General features: G+C 60.7%; 21 protein-coding genes and 3 pseudogenes. 10 read left to right on the forward strand and 14 right to left on the reverse strand.

The genetic code is table 11. From position 1 onward, the window contains the following. The first annotated feature begins 38 nt into the window (after window positions 1-38). Window positions 39-731 carry a DUF599 domain-containing protein gene (locus FHX16_RS25710; protein ID WP_183758863.1) on the forward strand — a complete coding sequence of 231 codons (693 nt, stop codon included), beginning with the start codon at window positions 39-41 and terminating at the stop codon, window positions 729-731. A gap of 300 nt (window positions 732-1031) precedes the next feature. Here FHX16_RS25710 and FHX16_RS25715 read toward each other — a convergent pair whose 3' ends face one another. The 8 genes from FHX16_RS25715 to FHX16_RS25750 form a co-directional block, all read right to left on the reverse strand. Continuing rightward, entirely contained in the window at window positions 1032-2567 is a 1536-nt protein-coding gene (locus tag FHX16_RS25715) for an aldehyde dehydrogenase (NADP(+)) (RefSeq protein WP_259131085.1), read from the reverse strand. A 285-nt stretch (window positions 2568-2852) separates the two neighbouring features. Next, on the reverse strand, window positions 2853-3086 hold the full coding sequence (locus tag FHX16_RS25720; protein ID WP_183864779.1) for a DUF6894 family protein: 234 nt from the start codon (window positions 3084-3086) through the stop codon (window positions 2853-2855). Between the two features lie 16 nt (window positions 3087-3102). Continuing rightward, window positions 3103-3477, reverse strand: a complete 375-nt coding sequence (locus FHX16_RS25725; RefSeq protein ID WP_259131089.1) for a nuclear transport factor 2 family protein — start codon at window positions 3475-3477, stop codon at window positions 3103-3105. A gap of 29 nt (window positions 3478-3506) precedes the next feature. Then, entirely contained in the window at window positions 3507-4022 is a 516-nt protein-coding gene (locus FHX16_RS25730) for a cytochrome P460 family protein (RefSeq protein WP_405049320.1), read from the reverse strand. A gap of 33 nt (window positions 4023-4055) precedes the next feature. Then, complete coding sequence (locus tag FHX16_RS25735; protein WP_183758873.1) at window positions 4056-4757, reverse strand: aquaporin; 702 nt, start codon at window positions 4755-4757, stop codon at window positions 4056-4058. Then, the gene (locus FHX16_RS25740) at window positions 4739-5071 is read right to left on the reverse strand and encodes an SH3-like domain-containing protein (protein ID WP_112643342.1); all 333 of its coding nucleotides are present in this window, start codon (window positions 5069-5071) and stop codon (window positions 4739-4741) included. The genes FHX16_RS25735 and FHX16_RS25740 overlap by 19 nt, the downstream gene beginning before the upstream one ends. Then, complete coding sequence (gene nthA, locus FHX16_RS25745) at window positions 5068-5736, reverse strand: nitrile hydratase subunit alpha (protein WP_183864782.1); 669 nt, start codon at window positions 5734-5736, stop codon at window positions 5068-5070. The genes FHX16_RS25740 and nthA overlap by 4 nt, the downstream gene beginning before the upstream one ends. Continuing rightward, window positions 5723-6079 carry a nitrile hydratase subunit beta gene (locus FHX16_RS25750; protein WP_259131094.1) on the reverse strand — a complete coding sequence of 119 codons (357 nt, stop codon included), beginning with the start codon at window positions 6077-6079 and terminating at the stop codon, window positions 5723-5725. The genes nthA and FHX16_RS25750 overlap by 14 nt, the downstream gene beginning before the upstream one ends. A gap of 168 nt (window positions 6080-6247) precedes the next feature. Between FHX16_RS25750 and FHX16_RS25755 the strand changes: the two genes are divergently transcribed. From FHX16_RS25755 to FHX16_RS25790, 8 genes and pseudogenes are all read left to right on the forward strand, one after another. After that, window positions 6248-6454: a CbtB domain-containing protein gene (locus FHX16_RS25755; protein WP_183758879.1), complete on the forward strand. Its 207-nt coding sequence runs from the start codon at window positions 6248-6250 to the stop codon at window positions 6452-6454. Between the two features lie 9 nt (window positions 6455-6463). After that, window positions 6464-7207: a CbtA family protein gene (locus FHX16_RS25760; RefSeq protein WP_259131097.1), complete on the forward strand. Its 744-nt coding sequence runs from the start codon at window positions 6464-6466 to the stop codon at window positions 7205-7207. 69 nt (window positions 7208-7276) lie between these two features. Further along, on the forward strand, window positions 7277-9583 hold the full coding sequence (locus FHX16_RS25765) for a PAS domain-containing protein (RefSeq protein ID WP_259131099.1): 2307 nt from the start codon (window positions 7277-7279) through the stop codon (window positions 9581-9583). Beyond that, window positions 9580-10233: a response regulator transcription factor gene (locus tag FHX16_RS25770; protein ID WP_259131101.1), complete on the forward strand. Its 654-nt coding sequence runs from the start codon at window positions 9580-9582 to the stop codon at window positions 10231-10233. The genes FHX16_RS25765 and FHX16_RS25770 overlap by 4 nt, the downstream gene beginning before the upstream one ends. Before the next feature lie 3 nt (window positions 10234-10236). Then, complete coding sequence (locus tag FHX16_RS25775; RefSeq protein WP_113163030.1) at window positions 10237-10620, forward strand: response regulator transcription factor; 384 nt, start codon at window positions 10237-10239, stop codon at window positions 10618-10620. A 117-nt stretch (window positions 10621-10737) separates the two neighbouring features. Then, a pseudogene (locus FHX16_RS25780) lies at window positions 10738-11131 on the forward strand (DUF6130 family protein). Window positions 11132-11662: 531 nt separating this feature from the next. After that, window positions 11663-11983, forward strand: a complete 321-nt coding sequence (locus tag FHX16_RS25785) for a hypothetical protein (protein ID WP_259131105.1) — start codon at window positions 11663-11665, stop codon at window positions 11981-11983. Between the two features lie 19 nt (window positions 11984-12002). After that, a complete protein-coding gene (locus FHX16_RS25790) occupies window positions 12003-12260 on the forward strand; it encodes a hypothetical protein (protein WP_183758888.1) in 258 nt (85 codons plus the stop codon). 10 nt (window positions 12261-12270) lie between these two features. Here FHX16_RS25790 and FHX16_RS25795 read toward each other — a convergent pair. From FHX16_RS25795 to FHX16_RS25815, 6 genes and pseudogenes are all read right to left on the reverse strand, one after another. Further along, window positions 12271-12679 (reverse strand): annotated as a pseudogene (locus FHX16_RS25795) (efflux RND transporter permease subunit); the annotation flags it as partial. Beyond that, complete coding sequence (locus FHX16_RS31670) at window positions 12658-12915, reverse strand: efflux RND transporter permease subunit (protein WP_405049321.1); 258 nt, start codon at window positions 12913-12915, stop codon at window positions 12658-12660. The pseudogene FHX16_RS25795 and the gene FHX16_RS31670, both read right to left, overlap by 22 nt. Before the next feature lie 127 nt (window positions 12916-13042). Beyond that, window positions 13043-13590, reverse strand: a pseudogene (locus FHX16_RS25800) (carboxymuconolactone decarboxylase family protein). Window positions 13591-13622: 32 nt separating this feature from the next. After that, on the reverse strand, window positions 13623-14570 hold the full coding sequence (locus tag FHX16_RS25805) for a helix-turn-helix domain-containing protein (protein WP_259131107.1): 948 nt from the start codon (window positions 14568-14570) through the stop codon (window positions 13623-13625). Window positions 14571-14611: 41 nt separating this feature from the next. Further along, a complete protein-coding gene (locus tag FHX16_RS25810) occupies window positions 14612-15382 on the reverse strand; it encodes an alpha/beta fold hydrolase (protein ID WP_259131109.1) in 771 nt (256 codons plus the stop codon). Between the two features lie 375 nt (window positions 15383-15757). Further along, entirely contained in the window at window positions 15758-16849 is a 1092-nt protein-coding gene (locus FHX16_RS25815) for an NmrA family NAD(P)-binding protein (RefSeq protein ID WP_259131111.1), read from the reverse strand. Between the two features lie 209 nt (window positions 16850-17058). Here FHX16_RS25815 and FHX16_RS25820 point away from each other — a divergent pair, with 209 nt between their 5' ends. Further along, the gene (locus FHX16_RS25820) at window positions 17059-17571 is read left to right on the forward strand and encodes a helix-turn-helix domain-containing protein (RefSeq protein WP_259131113.1); all 513 of its coding nucleotides are present in this window, start codon (window positions 17059-17061) and stop codon (window positions 17569-17571) included. Window positions 17572-17614 lie beyond the last annotated feature (43 nt).

Raw genomic sequence — 17614 nt, forward strand, 5'->3', positions numbered from 1 at the left:
CCGCGATAGGGTGCCGACAAACTCGGCCGGGGAACCTCATGGACGCGCTCAATATAGCTGCGATCGCCTTTTTCATATTGGTCTGGATTGCAATCGAGCCGTTGATGGCATTGGGCTGGCCGCGGCCCAACGACAGCCTTTCAGTCGACATGGTCCGCGTGCGATCTGCGTGGATGCGGGAGACCTTGACCCGCGACAACAACTTCATCGGCGACGCCGCCATCCTGGGGCACACGATCAACTCGGCGTCCTTCTTCGGATCCGCGAACCTGATCATCATCGTCGGCCTCAGCGGCGCGCTCTTCATGGAGCCGAACTACGGCAACGGAAACGGTCTCATCGCAATGTTCGCGGCCAAGGATCCCGCATGGCTGTTCCAGACGAAAGTCCTGCTGATCATCGCGACGCTTCTGCGTGGGCTGTCCGATTTCATCTGGGCTGTGCGGCAGCTCAACTATTGTCTTGCCGCAATCGGCGCCAGTCCATCGCGGCAGGAGGAGCGCGATATCGCGGCATGGACGGAAGCGCTGACGATGGTCCTCAACCCGGCACTCCGATCGTTCAGCGTCGGCGTCCGCTCCTATTACTTCACTGTGGCGGCGGCGTTCTGGTTTCTTGGACCAATTCCATTCGCGATGGCCACTGTGCTCGGTGTTTGCCTGCTAATATGGCGCCAATCTTGGTCAGATACCGCGAAGGGGATTATGGCCATTCGCAAGCTGTTAGACTGAGCTCCGTACAGCGCCTGGCAAATAGCGCGCGGTTACTGACCATGATCCGGTTAATCACTTCAAGATTTTGGAGCCGGGGGCGGGGCGGGACATGACCCCCAGACAGACTGGCGACTTGTCGCAAACCCCTTCCACTTCGGCGACCAGAACGGAATCAGACCGGGCGTCAGGGCCGCTCCGATGGGTGCCACTTCCCGACCGTCGGACTTCGAACCTTCCTTTTCAGAACCCATGGGGACTTCCTCCTGCGCCTCAACGTGCAGGAGGTTCGAAGGTTCGGATCGGCGTCGCTCGATTACCTCAGATTTTTTGATCCCTGAGCGCACCAGGCAGGATCCCGGTCGGGAAATCTTGATAGCAGACAGGCCTTAGGAAGCGGTAGATAGCAAGCGTGCCCACGGAAGTGGATCTGCCATCTGCGGTGGCCGGGTAGGGGCCGCCGTGGACCATCGCCGGAGACACCTCCACTCCAGTCCCGAAACCGTTGACCAGCAGGCGGCCTGCGAGCATCTCAAGCTTTGGAACGAGACGACCAGCGTCGGCCTCGTCGTCGTTGTCGATGAAAAGCGCGACCGTCAGCTGTCCTTCGAGTGCATCGATGACGGCCTCGAGCTCCGCAAGGTCCGGGCAGCGAACTATAAGGCCTGCGGCGCCGAATACCTCGTCCTGAAGCTCTTCGTGAGCAAGAAAAGCTGTCGATGTCGTCTCAAACAGTGCTGCCGCACCCTCGAACTCGCTGCCGGGCTTTCCCGACGCGACGGCTCGCACTTCCGGATGGGCCCGAAGCCGTGCTACTCCTTCGCAGAACGTCCGCGCGATCGATGGGGTAAGCATCGCCTGCGGCGCGACTGCCGGGAGAAGTTCTGTGGTCTTCGCGATGAAGGCATCGAGAGCTTCACCATCTACAGCAAGGAGCAGACCGGGGTTGGTGCAGAACTGTCCAGCGCCTAGGATCAACGAGGAAACGAAGGCTTTCGCGACGCCCTCGACGTTCCTCGCGAGCGCGTTCGGAAACAGAATGACAGGGTTGATGCTACTCATCTCGGCGTAGACCGGGATTGGCTGCCGCCGCTTCGACGCGATGTCCATCAACGCCGTGCCGCCGCGACGTGATCCGGTAAAGCCCACGGCGCGAATTCTGTGATCGGCGACGAGCCTCTGACCGACCTCGAAGCCTGTGTCGAAGAGCAGCGAAAAGGTGCCGGGATGAAGACCGCTGGCGGCGACAGCCCGCTGGGCGGCGCGCCCCACCAGTTCCGATGTGCCCGGATGGGCTGAGTGCGCCTTGACGACGACAGGGCAGCCAGCGGCGAGCGCCGACGCAGTGTCCCCACCAGCAACGGAAAAAGCGAGTGGGAAATTGGACGCGCCGAAGACTGCCACAGGTCCGACCGGAATGTTGCGAAGCCGCAGGTCGGGCTTAGGAACGGGCGTTCGAGAAGGATCCGCAGCGTCGAAGCGGAGTTCCTGGAAGCGCCCGGCACGGACTTCCCGTGCGAACAATCGAAGCTGCCCAGTAGTGCGGTTCCTCTCGCCCTCAAGCCTCCCGCGGGGTAGTCCGGTTTCTGACATGGCGCGGACGATCAGTTCGTCGCCGATTGCCTCGATCTCGGCAGCAATCTTCTCAAGGAAAGCAGCTCTGCTTTCGAGATCGGTCTCACGGTACGATGCAAAGGCTTCCCACGCTTGCATCGCGGCCGCGTCAACCTGATTGGGTGACGCGCCGCCGAAGGACACAGGAAGTGCCTGCCCGGTCGCTGCCTCAGTTGCGTGGAACTGGCTGTTCGAGCCGCGCTCTTCCTTCCCCGCAACCAGCAGGCTTCCGTTCAGTGTCATGACCGATGTCCTTTCAGAAATTGTTGAATCGCCGATATAGGGATCCAGTTGGCTGTTTTCAGCCTAGCTAGGCAGCCTTTCCTTTCGGCAACAGATGCCCCTCACGGCTAGCTCCTAGTGCGGACGAGATTTGAAGCCTGCTCTAGTTACTCAGAGCATTGAACAGAATGGCCTGGAGGGCCGCAGTACGGCTGTCGATCATCGGTGTCTCCGCAATGTGAGACCGACCGCCTACGTTTCACTCTCAGTCCGGACAATACGCCAAAGTTGGGGTATCGGCCCGCCTCACTGCAGCCGCGCGCAGCAACGGAACGGCAGCTCCGCTACCAGCTTGCCGTTGCAGTCCGTAATCTCAAACGTCATGTCGCCAACGGACTCGTCCAGGGTGATTGCTTCGGCGACAATACGGCGGGCAACCGCAATCGCTTCCGCTACGCAATCCTTCGCCTGGATCTCGATGCCCTCGTAATCTGGGTCGATCACTTCTGCGACGCGAATGTGGAAATGAAACCTACTCATCGAGGACGTCGCCTCCTCATGGATTGTTGACGACGGCGACCCACCGACCATCGGCCTGAAGAGTGAGCACGTCCGCGGTCGTTCCACTGACTTCTTCCGTGGAGGGCGCGCCATCTATGATGTAGCGGGCAGTCCATCGCGCATGGTGAAGGGCGATATTGCCCCGCTGGATCACGACGCGGTCGTCGACCACCAGGAAGCGAAGGCGCCGCGCGAGTCCAACGAAGCCGTCACCTATCGCGGCCCGACCGACTGCGTGCCTGTCTGGCTCGACCAGCAGCACGCCGTTCTCTGCGAAGTGAGCGGCAGCCTCGTCGACGCGACCGCACTGCCACATGTCGCGGATCGCCGACATCGTCTCCGCAGGGGTCATCACGCACTTCGTTCTCACGGTAACCTCCTTAGCTCGGCATGATGGCCTCACGGCGAATAGTGGCTGAACACGAAGTCTTTCGATGCGTCGAGCTTCACGTGGCAGGCAAAGCAGCTCTTGATCAGCGGCTCGCTTGGGTTAGCGACGCCATTCTCGAACTGACCGTAGCCCCAGCCACCCGTGTCGGCGTATGTCTTCGAATCCTTCACCGAGAACTGCACATTGGTCGGGTCGCCGGCGACGAAGGATTGCGGCGCCGGGAAGACCTTGTCGTTCTCCGGAGACGATTGGTAGACGTAGGCGAGCCTCGCGATGATGGCGCCATCCGGAAACGGCCTCGTTCCTTCTCGAAATGCCTTGATCGCGATGTCGTTGCCGAGGACCGCTCGGATGTCGTTGTTCTTGCCAGCTTCGTGCGCGACTGTGATCAGCCGCCATTCCCTATATTCTTTGGGAATCTTCACTCCGTAGATCGGCGAGGCGCCGCCTGTCAGGCCGCTGGTCGCGGCAGCAGAGGTGCCGAGGATGACAAGTGCTGAGACCGCTAGCTTCGTTTTCGACATCACATTCTCCTTCGGGATCTTGCTGGGCGCCGATCAGTGTCCGGCGGACGGATAGAGCAAGTCGACACATCGCAACGCCAATGCGCCGCCAGCAAACTGCACCGCAATGAAGAGGGCTACTGCCGTCACCGAAGCGCTCGACGGCGACAAGAGCAGGCTGATGGCGACGGCGGGGTTGGCGATGGATCCGGTCGGTGTGGCGATGATCGCGCCCAGTAGCCAGAGGCCGACTGCGAAAGGCCCGGTCATCTTGTTGGTGCTACGGCTGCTGCAGAACACGACCATCATCAGCCCGAATGTCGACAGTGCCTCGCTTACGACAGCGGCGGCATTCGGAAGCTCCCCAGTCGGTGGGCTTGGTGGGACCGCGAACATGAGATCGACCAAGACGGCGCCTGCTGTTCCTCCAAGGATCTGTGCGGCCACGTACCAGGTCGTGCACTCGAGACCGCGCTGTCCCGCGCGCCACTGAAGAACGGTTATGACCGGGTTGAAGTGGCCGCCCGACACCGAGCCAAGAGCCAGGATCAGTCCGATCAACGTGCCGGATATAGCCATGGCCGACGAAATCGGCGCAGCTTTTCCGCCGATCCCGGCGCCCAGCAGGGCGACCATCAGCAACATCGTGCCAACGGCTTCGGCGAGCGACCGTCTGACCAGCGGCGCGCTGGCGTCGTCCTCGACGAAGCAGCGGGATGCGCGCGGGGGCACGAGCTTCAGGAGTGAGCCCTCCATCGATCCTCCACGGCCGACATCTGCCTGGCCAGTTCCTCGGGCGTTATCAGACGCTTCTGAAACGCGATGTTGGCGAAGGCCGCGATCCAGCGCTCATAGTAAGTGAGCTTGCCGACCATCTCCGACCCTAGGGCTTCGACGCCGCGGCGCTTCTCCTCGGTGTTGATGATCTTGTGGAAATCGAGCACGTCGGCGAGCGCGTGGCACCGTTTCTCCCAGGGGAGGAGTTCGTGATCGGTCTGCTCGATCTTAGGTGCTTCCAGCCCGCCGATGTCGTTCGGCAGTCGCTTGAGAAGTTGTTCGCTTCCGGTCATGCCGCTATTCCTTCGGTCGGAGAATTGACGGGTATCACGCCGATCATCGCATCCCGGGTGACGAGCGCGGCGAGTTGCTCTTCGCTGTATCCCTCAGTTCCAGGAGGGCGCATCGGAAGCACGAGGTAGCGTTGGATCGCCGTAGAGTCGCTCACTCTGACCTCCACGTCGTCGGGGATGATCGTCCCAAACTCCGCCAGTACCTTTCTCGGCTCGTAGACCGCGCGGGCACGGTAGGGCTTCGCTTTGTACCAGTCGGGTGGCAGCCCGAGGACTGGGCGCGGGTAGCAGGAACAGAGGGTGCAGACGATGAGATTGTGGACCTTCGGTGTGTTCTCGAGAACGATGAGTTCCGTCAGATCATAGAAGGTGATGCCGAGTTCCTCGCAAGCGGTGCGGCCGTTCTCGAGCAGGCGTGATTTGAAGTCCTGGTCCGTCCACGCGCGAGCGACGACCTTGGCGCCCAAAGCAGGGTTCCGGGAGTCCAGAACCTCGATCTGGTGTCTAATCTCGTCGGCGCCGATGTAGCCCTTCTCGATCATCAGTTCTTGGAATGCTTGCTCCATGATATCGTAGTAGCCCGGCTTCTCGGTTGTTTCGATCGGCGCGTGCGGGTGCCCGTGCTCGGTGCCATGATCGTGGTCATGTTCTTCATGGACGGTCATCGTCGAGTTCCTCCAGCCAGGTTTCGAAGACTTCGATGCGGAGATTGTCGCCGGGCGATCCGGCGTAGTCCTTCCAGATTTCGGTCATGGGAACGGCGATCCTGTAGTACACGCCAAGCGATCCGGCGTTCCGTCCGAACCCTTCCTCCTCGTTGTTGACGGCCCTCGGAGACATGATCGCCTCGATCACGGCTTCCTTGCCACGAAGGTACGTGGGGACGCGGTAGTGACCGACTGGAGTCAGGTTACCGACGCGGACGCGCTGTCCAACGCGGAGCCGGGGCAAGTCGGCGGGGGCGGGGACAACGCCTTCTATCTTCCTTTGTCCGGGAACGGGGTTCATCGCTACCTCCTGCATTACCGAAGAGGGTACGAAGGAGACAGGCATCGATCTTTCGTATTCGTGCGATGGCGGATTTTCGAACTTGCGGCGGGCATCGAACGAATACGAAAGATCGCGTTCGGGATCCTGCTCATGATGTGAGCGTCAAAATCCTTCAGGAGACTTGCCATGACGCACATCGTCACTTACCCGGCGCCTGCCGTGCCGCTAACCGCAGGCGAATTGCTTCCATGGGTTCTCTTCGTCGGGCTTCTCTCGCTCATGACCCTTTATTTCGTCGGGGCCGAGCAGGGCGCAACATCACTCGTCCAGGGGAACGCCGTCCACGAGTTCGTGCACGACGGCCGTCACCTCCTCGGCTTCCCCTGTCACTGAGGTGCGGCGATGCTTCAGCGACTTCTCCTCGCAGGAATGCTGTCCGGCCTGATCGTGGCGCTCCTGTCCTTCGCCTTCGCGCGGGCGTTTTCCGAACCGACCGTCGAACGGGCCATCGTTCTCGAAGAACGGAGCACTGCCGATCATAGCCATGCGGAAGAGGAAACCGTCAGCCGGGCCACTCAGCGCAATCTCGGTCTCCTGACGGGGATCGCAAGCTACAGCGTCGCGCTCGGCGGCATTCTGGCAATCGGCCTCGGATGCCTGCACGGCCGGCTCGGCCTCGGGCCACGCTCAACTGTGTGGACGCTGACATCATTGGGATATGTCTCGCTTGTTCTCGTCCCGCAGTTGAAATATCCCGCCAATCCTCCTGGCATCGGTAGCGCAGAGACGATCGGCAGTCGCACAGAACTCTACTTCCTGCTAATCCTGCTATCCCTTGTTTCGATGGCCCTTTCCTTCTGGATCGGCGTCCGCATCCGGCGCAGTCACGGCGGGATGTTCTCGGTGCCAGTCGCAGCGGTGGCCTTCGCGTCGATGGCGATGATCCTCGTGTCTGCCCTTCCGGATACTTCGGAAGTGCCGCGCGACTTCCCGGAAAGCCTTCTATTTACATTCCGGGCGCAGTCGGCAATTCTCCAGCTTATCGTCTGGGAAGGCCTTGGCGCAGTCTTCGGACAGTTCGCAAAACGTATCCTCGACCCTCGGGTACCGAGGATCTCTGCAAACGCCGGGATTCCGAATGCCTGATTCAGGTACCCCACGTTACAGCAATTTGGCGGAGTGGCTCGTCGGAAGAGACAAGGAGCTTTGTCGCTGATGGACGAGGGCTCGGGAGCGGTGGAGGCACGCAGGTCGGACGCCCATGACGTCGGCCCATTCATGCGCGCTGCCGTCGCGATGTCCGGCGCAAGGCGCGGGTTCCTCATCGTAGGGCGGGGCAATGAGCTCACGGTGGCTGCAATGGCAGACACTTCTTCGGTAGCGTTGTCATCCGGGAGGCTTGGAACGTTCGACATCGACGAAGCGACGGTGCGCGAGGTTGTCTCGACGGGGCGGGGCAGGAACAGGCACTCGATCGTCTGCCTCCCGGTCGCTCTGCCGAAACCGAATGACGGTGCGATCTATCTCGAAATGCCCGACGGCGCGGCCCCTGTACGGGTCGAAGATCTCGAGTGGCTTGCGACGGCATTCTCGGCCGCGGCAATCGCCAACAATTTCCATGGTCAGATTGACACCGCCCCTACAGCGGTCAGGGCGGCAGACGACCCCAGACTAGGGTGGGACATGATACCAGCCCTTGCCTGGATCGGGGCGGCGGACGGAGGATTTGAGGACGGCAACAAGCAGTGGTTCGAATACACGGGGCTCACCCGCGAGACTGCAGTCGGCTTCGGCTTCGTCTCCGCATTTCACCCTGACGATGTCGACAAGGTCATCAAGGTCTGGACGGATCTGTGCACCTCGGGCAAGCCAGGAGGCGTCGAGGCTCGAATGCTCCGGCATGACGGCGAGGCACGCTGGTTCGTTCTGCGTGCTGTTCCTCTGCTGGATGACGATGGCAACGTCATTAGATGGTACGGGGTCAATACCGATATTGACGAGCTCAAGCGCATAGAGTTCGAGCTGGCACAGAGCCAGCTGGTGATGGCAGTCGCCCAGCGTATCATCGAGACGGGCACCTGGTCCTGGGACATGGCGACGGACGTGTTCACATGTTCGCCCGAGTGCGCCAGCATCGTAGGTCTCGATGCCAACGAAATTACCTTCGAAACACTAAGTTCCCGCGTCCATCCGGACGATAGGCAGATGGTCGCTGAAGCCCATCAACGGGCCTTGCAGGGCGAGGAGCTGAACGTCGAACATCGGTTCCTCCTTCCGGATGGTACCGTCAAATACATACATGCTCGTGGGCGGCTCATCCTCGACGAGGTTCAGTCTCCTCGCGCATACATCGGCACGATCGTGGACGTGACCGAGACCCGCCTTGCTGAGGAGAGGATACGAAGTTCCTTGGAGGACGCGCAGCGCGCGCAGGCATCGCTCGCAGAAGCCCAGAAGCTCAGCCACGTCGGCAGCTACCGGATCAAGCCGTCTAAGGGAGAGGTCGTCTGGTCTGAGGAGACCTACAACATCTACGGTTTCGATACGTCGATGGCGCTGAGTTCGAAGGTGATCAGAGAGCGAGTGCATCCGAGTGACCGCGAAATGGTCGCCGCTGTCTTTGACAAGGGCCTGCGCGACCGCCAGCCATGGGAGATCGAGCATCGGCTCCAGTTGCCCGACGGATCGATCCGGTACGTCCACTGCGTTACACGCGTAGAGACGAACCCGGAGGAGGAACCGGAAGTGTTCGGTGCCATCATCGACATCACGGAACGGGTAAGGAGCGAGGAGGCGCTCCAGAAGGCGCAGGCAGACATTGTCCGGATGAACAGGCTAACGGCGATGGGGGCGGTGACCGTCTCGATCGCTCACGAAATGAACCAGCCACTGATGGCAATCGTCACGAACGCCGCGACTTGTCTGAGTTGGCTCGACCGCGATGTTCCCGACGTTGCGGAAGCCAAGCTTGCGGCCAAGCGCCTTGTCGAGGAAGGAAAGAGAGCGGGCGACGTACTGCTGAACGTCAGGAGCATGGCCCGGAACTCACGGCCATCCATGGGCGTGGTCGATATCGGGGAAGTGATCTCCCATGTGCTGACGATGCTCCGCACCGAATTCAGGATCCGCCAGATCGATGTTTTCGTCTCCGTTTCTACTGGTATTCCGGCGATACGCGGCGACAAGGTTCAGCTCCAGCAGGTGCTTCTCAACCTCATGCTGAATGCTGCCGAGGCCATCGGAGCCAACGACGGCGCGCGAAGGATCGACCTCACCGCCGAAGAGGACGGTTCGCGATCTGTCGTGGTGAGGGTCGAGGACACGGGAGAGGGGATCGACCCCATTGCGTCGGAACGGATCTTCGAAGCATTCTTCTCCACCAAGCAACAGGGCACTGGGATGGGCCTGGCCATTTCCAAGTCGATCATCAGTGCCCACAGCGGCACGCTGTCTGCCCGGCCTAGAGCAGGCGGCGGCGCCGTGTTCGAATTCTCGATACCGTTTGCGGGGGAAAGCAGATGAATCAGAAGCCACGCGACGACGGCGCCTGCCATATCGTGGTGATCGAGGACGACATCGGTGTACGGGAGTCGCTGGTCGGCCTGCTGCGCTCCATGAAGTTCAACGTGACGGCATTCTCCTCGGCCGCCGACTTCATGGCCAAGGGAAAGCTGACGAGCGTGGGATGCATGATCCTCGACGTCCGGCTTCCCGGCCAGAGCGGTATCGAGTTCTTCGAGGAGGTCAGGGCAGGCGGCTTCCAAAGGCCCGTTATCTTCATGAGCGGCCATGCCGACGTTCCGATCGCGGTGCGGGCGATGAAGGCGGGAGCGGCTGAGTTCCTGACGAAGCCCGTCCGCGAGCAGGACCTTCTCGACGCCGTGAACAAGGCGGTGAAGCTGGACAACCGCACCACATTGAAGCAGCAGGCTGCTAGCAATGCACGAGCCGACTTCCAATCCCTGACGAAGCGGGAACAGGAAGTGCTGGCCCGCGTTGTCGAGGGTCAAAAGAACAAGCAGATTTCGGCCGCCCTCGGCATTACCGAGGCTACAGTGAAGCTCCATCGGGGTAACGTGATGCAGAAGATGCATGTGCTGACGCTGCCGGAGCTGGTGCGCCACTACGACTTGCTGGAATTGAACGAGCCTTTCGGCCGCGCCAAGGATTGAGCCATGATCGCAATGACAAAGCCTTCGCTGGTGGTGTGTGTCGAGGACGACGAACCCGTGCGAGATGCCTTGAGAGGACTGCTGCGGGCATCGGGCATAAACGCGGCGTCGTTTGCTTCTGCCGAGGAATTTCTCGACTCCGACGAATTGCAGACGGCGACTTGCCTGGTGACGGATATACAGCTTGGAGGCATTTCGGGCCTCGATCTCCTGGATCGGCTTGCCGGGATGTCCGTGGTCATTCCCTCCATCCTCATAACCGCGCATACCGACGTTGCGGCGGGCGACCGCGCACGAAGCTCGGGTGCCATGAAGGTCTTCCTGAAGCCTGTCAGCCCGAGCGAACTGCTGCAGGCGATTCGGACGGCGCTGGCAAACGCCTCCTAACGGCGCCTCACCGCATCTTGCTCGACTCTGGGCAATCACAGGCGCAATCTCCTAGTCACTTAAGGGCCGCAGGACTGACAAGTCGCGATCGCAGGTCCGGAGATTTCGGAGACCACCATGGCCGACGCCAGTCTGAAGCTTTTGAGTGCCCGAGAGGTCAAGGGCCCGTCGCGGTTGGTCGCGATTGAGAATGAAGCCGAACCGCGGCTTGTCGTCGACGACCCCCTGCCAGAGCCGCTGTCACACGGGCGCGTGTTCATCCAGTACCGGACGGAAAGCATTCCCATCGTCCCGGTATTTGGAGTGGCTGCCCTCGACGTCTCGCCAAGGAAGCCATCTGCACATCACGGTCGACGACCTGCCATGGCACTTCGTCGACGCGAACGGCCAGACGCTCATCGTGGTCGGGCAGAAGCCCGGCCGACATAGGATCCTCATCGAGCTTGCGGATCCGACGCATCGGGTCATTACCTCGGAGACGATCGAGTTCGTCGTCCCGAACGCAGACTGAAGAACTTCATAGCTCCCAAGGCGATCGCAGCGGTTCAGCTCCCCTACCGCAAGGCCGTCCCCTCGCTTAGGCCGCGATCACCTCATGAGAGACCCCCGCTCTTTCCCCGGCGGGGGCCTCTTTCCGCACGTCGAACCGTCGAGAGATCGCCATGTCGCAGCAGGACGTTCAGTTGTGCGCAAGCCCATCGCCGTCGAGGCCCTTCAGTTGCCGACGGCGTGCTTCTGTCGCCCGAGCCGACCGCAGATGAACTCTACATGTGGCGAGCCAAGCTCGCCCTGGACATCGAGGCTGCGCTGAGGCGTCAGGCTCCCCCGCCGCGCGGCTTCGCAGACGACTATCATCCCCCCGAGACGATCAAGTCACGCAGGTCTCCGTTGTCATCTTGGCATGGATCGCGGCCTTGCGGGTCTCTTCCTCAATCGCCAACTGTCACGACGACGGACGAACACGTCCAAGACTGTTCCCAAAGAACCAATAAGATCGCCAGCAGCGTCCATGCGCGCCTGCTCGCACGAATGGATGGCTATCATGACAGGAAGAACATTGATCGAGATGTCGCCCAGTGAGAGAGCAGACATGCTGACGCTCGTGGTGAACGCCCTGGAAAGCGTCGCCGAGGATGCCGGCGAGCGAGGTGACCTGAAATCCGCCCGAAATGCGACCTATCTCGCATGCTCGATCCGAGGGTGCGGCATCGAAGTTTCGACGGATATGCTTCGGGCCGCGGAGATTCTGCTAGAGCAGGGCATCAGTTACGTCGTGAGCCTTTCCGAACGCTTCGAGGGCGTCTCGGACGAATCCGACGAACCTGAGGTGTCTTCAGAGCACCAGTCTCGTATCCCTCATTGAGGCAGCCTAAGGAAACAAATTGGCCTACGAACCAAAGCCCGGCGAGATCTGCATCTTCGACAACGAGAAGGCTGGACACGAGAACGCACCGGATCACCGCGGCTACTTCGTGGCACATCGCGACATTAAAGCGGGTGAAAAAATTCCGATCGTCCTGTGGACGGGCAGGCCTGGAAGCGTCCGTACCTTCGGCGGACGCATATCAGAGCGACAGAGTTCGGATGCGGACACGGCGGCTGTCCCGGCCGACCTGTTCGGCAATCCGCTGGAGAAGTGAAGGCTGCGCGTCAGCCCTCACTTTGTTTCACGATTTCAAGCTCTGGCGATGGGCGCACCAACGGACGCCTCCGGAGCGACCTGAGCACGACATAGGGTCAGGAACAGGCCAAAGAAGGTCACGCCTAGCATCCCGGAGAACACTGCAGTCCCCAGCGGCAGGACGCCGAAGATGAACGCGAAGGCCGTCATGAGGATCGGACGCAGCCGGAGATGGCTGGCCTCGAACGCCGCGTCGACGATGGACTTCCCGTCTTCTTCGGCCTGGCGGGCGAACTCGACGATCAGGATTGCGTTCTTTGCCGCAAGGACGATGAGGCCGATCTGGGTCAGGACGTTGTTGTCCATGTCACGAAGGAATACACCAATCAGGGCCGCCAGGACGGCGAGAGGGACGATCAGAATGATCGCGAGGGGAATTGGCGATCTGCCTGAGCCCGGACTTGATAAACCCGTCCGAAGGCGTTGAAGTCGTCCACATAAGACTTTCCCAAATTGACGGAGAGGGCGCTGAAGACGTTCGAGGTCGGGACGTCGAGGTAGCGCGCCTTGTCGAGGTCGATCTCCAAATAGTATTCGGGGCACGATTCCGAGAAGGTGGTGAAGACGCCTGTCAGTCCTTCATCGGCGGCGCAGCCCGGCGGCCGCTCCCGCAACGAGTGTCACAGTGTTCGCAATAGGTGCAGCCGACGCGTGGAGGTGCCGAAGGAGAGACGACCGGGTCTCCATTGACGTCGACTGCACTCGGTCGGCAGGGAGGCGGACGCCTGCCGACTGGTTCTGTCAGGCCGCGTGGTGCTCGACCTTGGGGAAATCGACCTCGGTCTTGAAGACCTCGTTCATGTAGTTGGTGAAGGTGTTTGCGGCGACGTGGGCAACGATTTCGAGAAGCTCCTCGTCATCGAACCCAGCGGCTCTCATTGCATGCAGCTCGTCCTCGCTCACGGATCCACGCTCCTCGGCGACCTTGACCGCGAACTTCACGGCAGCATCGGCTCGCGCATCCGAGGATCCGCCGCGCCGAGCTGCCGCGATCTCGTCGATACTGAGCTTGGTCACGTGGGTTCCGGTGTAGGTGTGAGCGGCGAGGCAATAGCCGCACCCGTTCTTCTGGGCGATAGCAAGCGCGGTTCTCTCGCGGATCTTCTTGTCCAGCTTGCCCTTGCCGAGCGCGCCGTTGAGCCCCGCATAGGCTCTAGTACCGCTGGACTGTTGGACATCATGCGGAAGACGTTCGGGACGCCACCCATTTGCTTCTTGATCGCCTCAAGTCTCGGGCGAGCAGCCTCGGGCGCCGCTTCGATCGAAGGATGCAGTGTTACGCGTGTCATCTCAGGACTCCTCAAGAAAGGGTTGGGTGCCGCTAGTGCAGCTCGTGGGATGGACGATCCGGGTCGATGACCGGGAGATCGATGGTCGTGGCATTGCGTCGACGAAGCCCCCGGACGGACGACGTGGGAAGGCTGCGGCGAGCGTTGCGCCATCTGCGTGGGGTGACGGAGGTCATCTTCTTGAAGACCGTCGTAAAATGAGGCTGGTTCTGGAACCCGCATTGAAGGGCGATGTCCACAAGTGGGAGATCAGTTCCCAGCAGCAGCTTGGCGGCTTCCTGAATGCGAAGACGCAGAAGGAACTCATGTGCGCTCATCGAGGTGGCCGCCTTGAAGGTGGCGGCGAAGTGCGCGCGCGAGAAGCCCGCGACGTCCGCCAGCTCTTCGAGGGTCAGGCGCTGGTCGAGCCTCGCTTCTGCATGGCGCCGCACTCGGTTCAGCCGCCAGGTGGACAGGGGATGCACGCGGGGCAGGGACTGATAGCGCTCGAATGCCCGTGCCGAGAATTCGCGCGCAAGGTCGCTTCTTCGCGCGGCCGAGCTTTCCGACACGTCATCGATCAGTTCTGAGAGACGCTCGTCACGAATGTTAAAGCGGCCGCCGATGACCTGGCAAGGCCAGGAGTGCCGTTCGCGCAGGAACGTCAGGACGTACAGGCAGGCATCCGACTGCAGCTCCACGGAAATCGGATCAGAGCCTTCGATGAATGCGATGCTGTCTTCCACCAAGACGCCCTGATAGAGGACGCATCCTTTCTGCTCGAGGCGAAGCTCGGAATCGCGGTCTGCAAGGATGAAGGTGCCAGCTCCGGCGCTGAGCGAAGTGGTGATCGCGCGGCTTCCATTCTCGCGGGTGAGCTTCGCAACGAAGATGTTGGGGTCAGCAACTTGATAGTGCTCCACATGCAGGCAGTCATCGAAGGTTTCGAAGACGTCGCCTGTCATGCCCAGGCTCACCTTGATGGCGATATCGGGGTGCATGTCATGCTCCTGTTGTTAACGGTGTTGCGGGGACGCCAGGCCTAATCCTCGGCGGCGCGCTCGATCATCGCTACGACCTTGTCGGGGTGCGAGATCATCACGACGTGGGACGACCCCTTGACCTCCACCGCTTCCTTCGCGTTAGCGCGCTTGGCCATGTAGGCATGCAGTGCGGGAGGAAGGTTTTTGTCCTCGGAGCCGTAGATGAAGTGCGAGGGCAGAGACTTCCACGCGGGTTCGGTCGATGGCTCTTCGAAGGCTTCTGCCGCGATCGGGCGCTGCTCGGCTCCCATCAGCGCTGCCTTGTCCTTCGGCACGTCAGCCGCGAACTGTTTCCAGAACTTGCTCTGCTCGATGTAGAGGTCGTGCTTGCCATCCGGCTGAAGGACAGGCGGTGCAAGCGTGCCGCCCAGCGTGCTGCCGGAGAACTTCTTGCCCAGCTCGCTGACGCTTTCGCCGTTCTCCGGAGCAAGGCCGGACACGAAGACGAGTGACTTGACCCCAGTATCCTTGATCGAGACGTCGCTGATGACCGACCCACCATAGGAGTGACCGACGAGGACGATTGGGCCTTTGATCGACTTCAGCACCTGGTTGACGTAATCGGAGTCGTATTTCAGGCCACGCAGAGGATTGGCGACAGCCACGACCGGATAGCCCTCCTTAAGTAGTTTTGCAGCCACGCCGTCCCAGCTCGCGGACTCGGCAAAGGCGCCGTGCACAAGGACCACTGTCGGTTTGGAGGCGGCGAGCGCTGATCCGCCTAGCAGGAGTGCTGCCAACATTGCAGAGTCTGAAAGGAACTTCTTCATGGACGTCACCTCTATGAGCGCCGGGATCCGAACGACCCTAGGGCACTAGTTTCATTGAGGTGACGCTACATGTTGCGGCGCGGAGATAGTGTGAGATGTCGGGAAGGGGCGTGAGACGATGTTGGGTAGCGGGAGGATCTCGGCGCAAAAAAGCGAAATTATGTAGCAGATGCTACCAACCAAAATAGCCGCAGCGTTGGCAGCTTCGGGGGCGTTTGCTGACCGTCCGCTGCGAAGACACCCAACACGAAAAAAGGACATTAGAGTTCTTGCCCCAAGGTCTGGGATTGCCCCATTGCGGTCATCACATGTACGGCGGCTTTGTAGCAACGCCGCCGTAACAGTTCGATCGGAGCGACCTTTACTGACGTGCTGTTACAATGTGCCGCGCCTCTGGTCTTCACCAACTTTGAGGATCGAGTGCTTCTGCAGGTTCGCGGGCTGGAGCCTCTCCCAAAGCCCGCCTCGGCCGGCTTCCCTCTCCAACTGCTCTTCCCTTCGGAGCCACTGCTCAACAGTCCTGATCCTGTTTGGATGGATCTCGTCCAGCAAGGCATAGTCGCGCTTGATGATGTTATGCTTCCACTGGTTCCAGAACCCGGTGAAATTGTCCCGGAAGGTCATCGTGCTCTTGTCGTTTGGGTCTGCGTTGTATCCGGCAGGCAGCTCTGCGGCAGCCTTCAGCGGGCCGTTGAAATAGGCCTCGAGATCCGTATCGATATATCGAGCGGGATGTCCCGTCACCCTCTCAAACGCAGCGGCAAGATCAGCATACTTGATGTGCTCGATCGCCACCTCGAGATCCATGCCGTTTGCGCGTTCCGGGTTGTCGAACAACCAGCGAACGTAGTATCCGCAATCTTCGAGAGCGACATGCACGACAGCGCCCTCTCCGAGGGGCACTCTCCAGGTCACTATGCCGTCCTCGACTGCCGGCGTCATGGGTGTCCTCGACGAGAACGCCATCTCCATGTACGGGCCTGAGGTGAAGAGCGCTGCACCCATCCGGTTCCCGTTTGCCTTGTTCTGGGACAGGATCCATTCGCCGATGCGGCCCTTGCCGTCATAGTGACCGGTGCGAAATCTAGAGTCATATCCCGCCTTCTTCAGCGTGTAGTCCAGGTTGCCATAGACGAAGAACTTGATCCCTTCCTCGATAGCGATCTCGTAACAGCGGATTGCCCAGTACGTTTCCGTCTTCTCTCCCGTGTTGAAGCCGTCGATGTTGACGAAAGCCCCGTCGCACTCGCGGAAACCCTGCCGCAGAATGGCTTCGTCTGCGAACGAACCTTCGAGGATCGATACATCGCCGATGTCAACGAGCGACTTGGCTCGAGCCGAGTTCCCATCTCGACTGAGGGCGAGGACGGAGTATTTGCCGTCTCCGACGAGGCCGCGGACGACGGGTAGGCCTTGCGCCCCCGTCGCCCCGATGACGAAAATTCTGGAAACATTCTGGGATGACAACGTCCATTCCTCCGTTGGTAAGATCATTCGCAAGGGTCTGCCGGGCGGAGAAATGCGCCGGTTGGCCCGGAACCACATACCTCGGCGCCACCGGCGTCGCTGCCGGAAGGGCTCGATGTCGGTGATCGGCAGGTCGTGACATTACAGCTTTAGTAGCTTATGAAGGTTGCTCCTAACTCTTATTATAAGAGTCAATATGGATGAGGCTCATGCGTTTGAAAAGTTTCGAAGGAATGGTGTGTCCGATCGCCGGCGCGCTCTCGGTAATCGGTGATCGCTGGGCGCTTCTCATTTTGCGCGACCTTCTCGCCGGCATCAGCCGCTACGATGATTTCCGTCGATCCTCCGGCGTGACAAACGCAACTCTCAGCGATCGGCTGAAGCACCTTGAGGGAGCCGGCCTCATCGAGCGGCGGCTCTACCAGACGGGCCCTGACCGACACGAATATGCGTTGACCTGGAAGGGGCAGAACGTTGCTGCATTGATGCCTGTGCTCGCCGAGCTCGGCGATCGATGGGGTGTCTCGGGAGCCGCCGAGCCGCCGCTGATATTCGTCAACCGCAGCACGGGAGCCACTGTGCGATCGAGCTTCGTCGATCAGGAAACGGGCGAGCCGGTAGACGTACGAGACGTCAGGTTGAAGGAGGGGCCCGGTGCAGACGATACCGTCCGCTGGCGGCTATCTCATAGCCGTCGTGACGGGGCAATCTCTGCGGACTGAAATCTGCCTTCCCTGGCTGAGCGAACGACGCAAACCTGGTGGC

The sequence above is a fragment of the Rhizobium sp. BK661 genome, from assembly GCF_024808825.1.
GTDB lineage: Bacteria > Pseudomonadota > Alphaproteobacteria > Rhizobiales > Rhizobiaceae > Rhizobium.

What these genes read in the sequence shown, in the direction of transcription:
- FHX16_RS25710 (WP_183758863.1), top strand. Translation starts at nt 39, where the DNA reads ATGGACGCGCTCAATATAGCTGCGATCGCCTTTTTCATATTGGTCTGG.
- FHX16_RS25715 (WP_259131085.1), bottom strand. Translation starts at nt 2,567, where the DNA reads ATGACACTGAACGGAAGCCTGCTGGTTGCGGGGAAGGAAGAGCGCGGC.
- FHX16_RS25720 (WP_183864779.1), bottom strand. Translation starts at nt 3,086, where the DNA reads ATGAGTAGGTTTCATTTCCACATTCGCGTCGCAGAAGTGATCGACCCA.
- FHX16_RS25730 (WP_405049320.1), bottom strand. Translation starts at nt 4,022, where the DNA reads ATGTCGAAAACGAAGCTAGCGGTCTCAGCACTTGTCATCCTCGGCACC.
- FHX16_RS25735 (WP_183758873.1), bottom strand. Translation starts at nt 4,757, where the DNA reads ATGGAGGGCTCACTCCTGAAGCTCGTGCCCCCGCGCGCATCCCGCTGC.
- FHX16_RS25740 (WP_112643342.1), bottom strand. Translation starts at nt 5,071, where the DNA reads ATGACCGGAAGCGAACAACTTCTCAAGCGACTGCCGAACGACATCGGC.
- nthA (WP_183864782.1), bottom strand. Translation starts at nt 5,736, where the DNA reads ATGACCGTCCATGAAGAACATGACCACGATCATGGCACCGAGCACGGG.
- FHX16_RS25750 (WP_259131094.1), bottom strand. Translation starts at nt 6,079, where the DNA reads ATGAACCCCGTTCCCGGACAAAGGAAGATAGAAGGCGTTGTCCCCGCC.
- FHX16_RS25755 (WP_183758879.1), top strand. Translation starts at nt 6,248, where the DNA reads ATGACGCACATCGTCACTTACCCGGCGCCTGCCGTGCCGCTAACCGCA.
- FHX16_RS25760 (WP_259131097.1), top strand. Translation starts at nt 6,464, where the DNA reads ATGCTTCAGCGACTTCTCCTCGCAGGAATGCTGTCCGGCCTGATCGTG.
- FHX16_RS25765 (WP_259131099.1), top strand. Translation starts at nt 7,277, where the DNA reads ATGGACGAGGGCTCGGGAGCGGTGGAGGCACGCAGGTCGGACGCCCAT.
- FHX16_RS25770 (WP_259131101.1), top strand. Translation starts at nt 9,580, where the DNA reads ATGAATCAGAAGCCACGCGACGACGGCGCCTGCCATATCGTGGTGATC.
- FHX16_RS25775 (WP_113163030.1), top strand. Translation starts at nt 10,237, where the DNA reads ATGATCGCAATGACAAAGCCTTCGCTGGTGGTGTGTGTCGAGGACGAC.
- FHX16_RS25785 (WP_259131105.1), top strand. Translation starts at nt 11,663, where the DNA reads ATGACAGGAAGAACATTGATCGAGATGTCGCCCAGTGAGAGAGCAGAC.
- FHX16_RS25805 (WP_259131107.1), bottom strand. Translation starts at nt 14,570, where the DNA reads ATGCACCCCGATATCGCCATCAAGGTGAGCCTGGGCATGACAGGCGAC.
- FHX16_RS25810 (WP_259131109.1), bottom strand. Translation starts at nt 15,382, where the DNA reads ATGAAGAAGTTCCTTTCAGACTCTGCAATGTTGGCAGCACTCCTGCTA.
- FHX16_RS25820 (WP_259131113.1), top strand. Translation starts at nt 17,059, where the DNA reads ATGCGTTTGAAAAGTTTCGAAGGAATGGTGTGTCCGATCGCCGGCGCG.